Source organism: Pseudaeromonas pectinilytica (assembly GCF_054780855.1).
Window position 1 is genome coordinate 1 of record NZ_BAAGVN010000072.1, and the last position, 2,921, is coordinate 2,921.

3 protein-coding genes and 1 pseudogene are annotated in these 2,921 nt (G+C 50.0%); 1 reads left to right on the forward strand and 3 read right to left on the reverse strand.

Annotated features, from left to right (window positions below; genetic code table 11):
* The 3 genes and pseudogenes from ACYVG7_RS05245 to ACYVG7_RS05255 form a co-directional block, all read right to left on the reverse strand.
* The coding region (locus ACYVG7_RS05245; protein WP_460882171.1) for a transposase at positions 1–488 on the reverse strand (488 nt) is incomplete at its 3' end.
* A 40-nt stretch (positions 489–528) separates the two neighbouring features.
* Positions 529–873, reverse strand: coding sequence for a putative zinc-binding protein (locus ACYVG7_RS05250; protein WP_460882173.1), 345 nt, complete (start codon positions 871–873; stop codon positions 529–531).
* A gap of 193 nt (positions 874–1,066) precedes the next feature.
* Positions 1,067–1,168 (reverse strand): annotated as a pseudogene (locus ACYVG7_RS05255) (IS5/IS1182 family transposase); the annotation flags it as partial.
* A gap of 211 nt (positions 1,169–1,379) precedes the next feature.
* Here ACYVG7_RS05255 and ACYVG7_RS05260 point away from each other — a divergent pair.
* The gene (locus tag ACYVG7_RS05260; protein WP_460882172.1) at positions 1,380–2,327 is read left to right on the forward strand and encodes an IS1595 family transposase; all 948 of its coding nucleotides are present in this window, start codon (positions 1,380–1,382) and stop codon (positions 2,325–2,327) included.
* Positions 2,328–2,921: the final 594 nt, after the last annotated feature.

Below are 2,921 nucleotides of genomic sequence, written 5' to 3' on the forward strand. Positions count from 1 at the left end.
GTTCGGGAGCCCTTGAAGGACTCCGGTGTAAAGACTTCATCGGCCTCGACAATTCCGCTTAACTTGTTGGCATTGGTTGTCAGTGCGTACCGCAAGAAACGATGCCGCCAGCGGAATGATGTTTTTAGGTCAACATGGCATTCGTGGGCGGCTCTTCTGAGTGACATGCCTTCACTCAGGCAGTTGGCATAGAGGGCCCATTTTTCCTTATGACGCAGGCGAGCGAGAGCAGCACCATGTAACTGATTGAATGTTTTGCCACATTCTTTGCACCGGTAGCGCAAGAGCCCTCGGGATTGTCCCCAGTGGATGACCTTCTGGGCATAACAATGAGGGCAAACAGGGAGGGCAGTCTGGCGCTCGGTGAGTACTTGTAGCAAGAGGTCTTGTTGCATGTGATAGCGAAGATGTTCTTGGGCACGCTCCAACTGCAAAGATGTCAGTTGGGTAAAGGAGCGAAGCAGTTCAAAAAAACGGTTGGTATCCATAGCGGGCACCTCAGTCCAGCGAACTTACTGCAAGTATAGATTAGCCCCAACACGTAAAGGGAACAGCGCCACGCTTTTTAACTCCCAGCTCATTTAGCATTATATGTTGAGCTGGAACAACATTATGTACGGCTAAGCAATTCTTTACACACTCAAGAGGACATCCATCAAGAGCCAGGATTGGCCGCCCCGACTTGGCTAGGCGAACTAAATTTTTTACATTTCCGCCGACACCGGCAATACAGGACATTTCGGCCTCACCCTGCCTATCTAATTGAAGAGCTAGATAATTAGCCATTTGCGCCGCACTAGAACAACCAGAGCATGAATATACTAACGGAAAAGCCAAGCCATTTTTATTCATATGATTAACCTCAAAAAGCATGGAAAGGCGAGACAAAAGAAACGACCAATACTTTTACCTTAGTTATGGAAGGTTCGAATAAGCAGGTCATTTCTTCCCAAGCTGACTCGCTGATTAAAATTTCGCGGATCTGGGCCGATTATATCTCCCACCAACAGCTCGAATCAGCCTATTTAGGGCGTTTTTTCGCCATTTCTGGCGTTATTTCCGGTTTTTACTGAGATCTCTCCCACTGACGGATCATCTGGTCCACCCGAAACAGGTTGGCCAGGGTGAATAACATCGCCAGTTGGTTATCGTTTTTCAGCAGCCCCCTAAGCCCGCCCGGCGGGTTGGGGAGCGAGTATCCGACTTTGGATTTGATCAACAAGGCCGATCGGCATGAATGTTATTGAGCGATCGCCATGCGTGGGAATATGCAAGTGCTGAATTCACTATCGGCGAAGGTGAGTTGATGGCGCTGTTCCCTTTACGTGTTGGGCCTGACCTATACTTGACGTAGGTTCTCTACGCAGAGGTACCCTACTATGGAGACCAACAGTTTTTTTGAACTGCTTCGCTCCTTTAACCAGCTGTCATCTTTGCAGTTGGAACGAGCACAAGAGCATCTGCGCCATCACATGCAACAAGATCTGTTGCGACAAGTACTGTCAGAGCGTCACTCTACTCTCCCGGTTTGCCCTCATTGCCATGCTAAACATGTCATCCATTGGGGGCAATCTCGAGGGCTCCTACGCTACCGCTGTAAAGAATGTGGCAAGACATTCAATCAGTTACATGGTGCGGCTCTGACTCGCCTGCGTCACAAAGAGAAATGGGCCCGCTATGCTAGTTGTCTCAGTGAAGGCATGTCGCTCAGAAAAGCGGCCCGTGAATGCGGTATTGATCTGAAAACATCCTTTCGCTGGCGGCATCGGTTCTTGCGTTATGCTCTGACCACCAATGCCAGCAAGTTAAGCGGGATCATTGAAGCCGATGAGGTGTTCACACCAGAGTCCTTTAAGGGTTCTCGCCACTTAAGCCGTCCTCCCCGGAAGCATGGCGGCCAAGGACAGGGTCGAGTTCCCTTGGTTCCAGCACTGATTGCTTTGGATCGATACGAACATGAAGCGGATGCGGTGTTACTGGACAAGAGTTACCAGCAAATCGCCCCCGCGTTACAACCCCTGCTAAGTCGAGGCTCAATCCTCTGCACCGATGGTAACCAGAGCTACATACAAATAGCCGAAGAAGCCGCGGGCATCATTCATAAGCGGTTGATAATGAGTGAGCATCACCGGGTTGGGGATGAGGTTTACCACATCCAGACACTAAACAACTATGTCAGCCGTTGGCGGGGCTGGATGCAGAAATTCCAGGGAGTTGGGACGGATTACCTGAAAAACTATCTGGCGTGGTTCCGGGTCTACAACCAAGAGCCCAACAGTGCGAAATCCTGGTTATCTGGTGGGGTCAAAATTCTGAACAACACGTAAAGGGAACAGCGCCGAGTTGATGGCTCATGATGTCCCTCTGGGATGCGCTCCGGATGAACATGATGATCTCATATCAGGAACTTGTTCGCACCTTCCTTAGCTGGTCACATGCCCCGTTACTCCCCATTCGGCGCTACGTTCTTTCTAACGTCACGCAACATTCTTCCTAATGATATTGTGTTGGGGCGCAAAAAAATAATGTAATGACCAACATAATACTACGTTATGTCTAGTGTGATTAACATTCTTTCTAACGTCGCACAACGTACATTCCAACATTGCGTCGTATCATCAAACACACTGCGTCATACATGTCGCGCCCAAATGTGATGCGGGAGTAACGGGGCGTGGGTCTTTGTGACCAGCAAAAATTGTCAGTGCGATCAGATCGGGCTGCGGGCCCACTGTGTGAACAGTGTGGTTGGATGGTGGCAGCAGGGTGTCAACCTTATGGGAACAAGGTGTTGAAAGTGTGGCAAGGATGATGGTGGCAATGTGGTCACCCTGTGGCGACAGTGTGTAGCCATGGTGGTGACAGTGTGTAGCCATGGTGGCGACAGTGTGTAGCCATGGTGGTGACAGTGTGTAGCCATG

What these genes read in the sequence shown, in the direction of transcription:
- ACYVG7_RS05260 (WP_460882172.1), top strand. Translation starts at nt 1,380, where the DNA reads ATGGAGACCAACAGTTTTTTTGAACTGCTTCGCTCCTTTAACCAGCTG.
- ACYVG7_RS05250 (WP_460882173.1), bottom strand. Translation starts at nt 873, where the DNA reads ATGCTTTTTGAGGTTAATCATATGAATAAAAATGGCTTGGCTTTTCCG.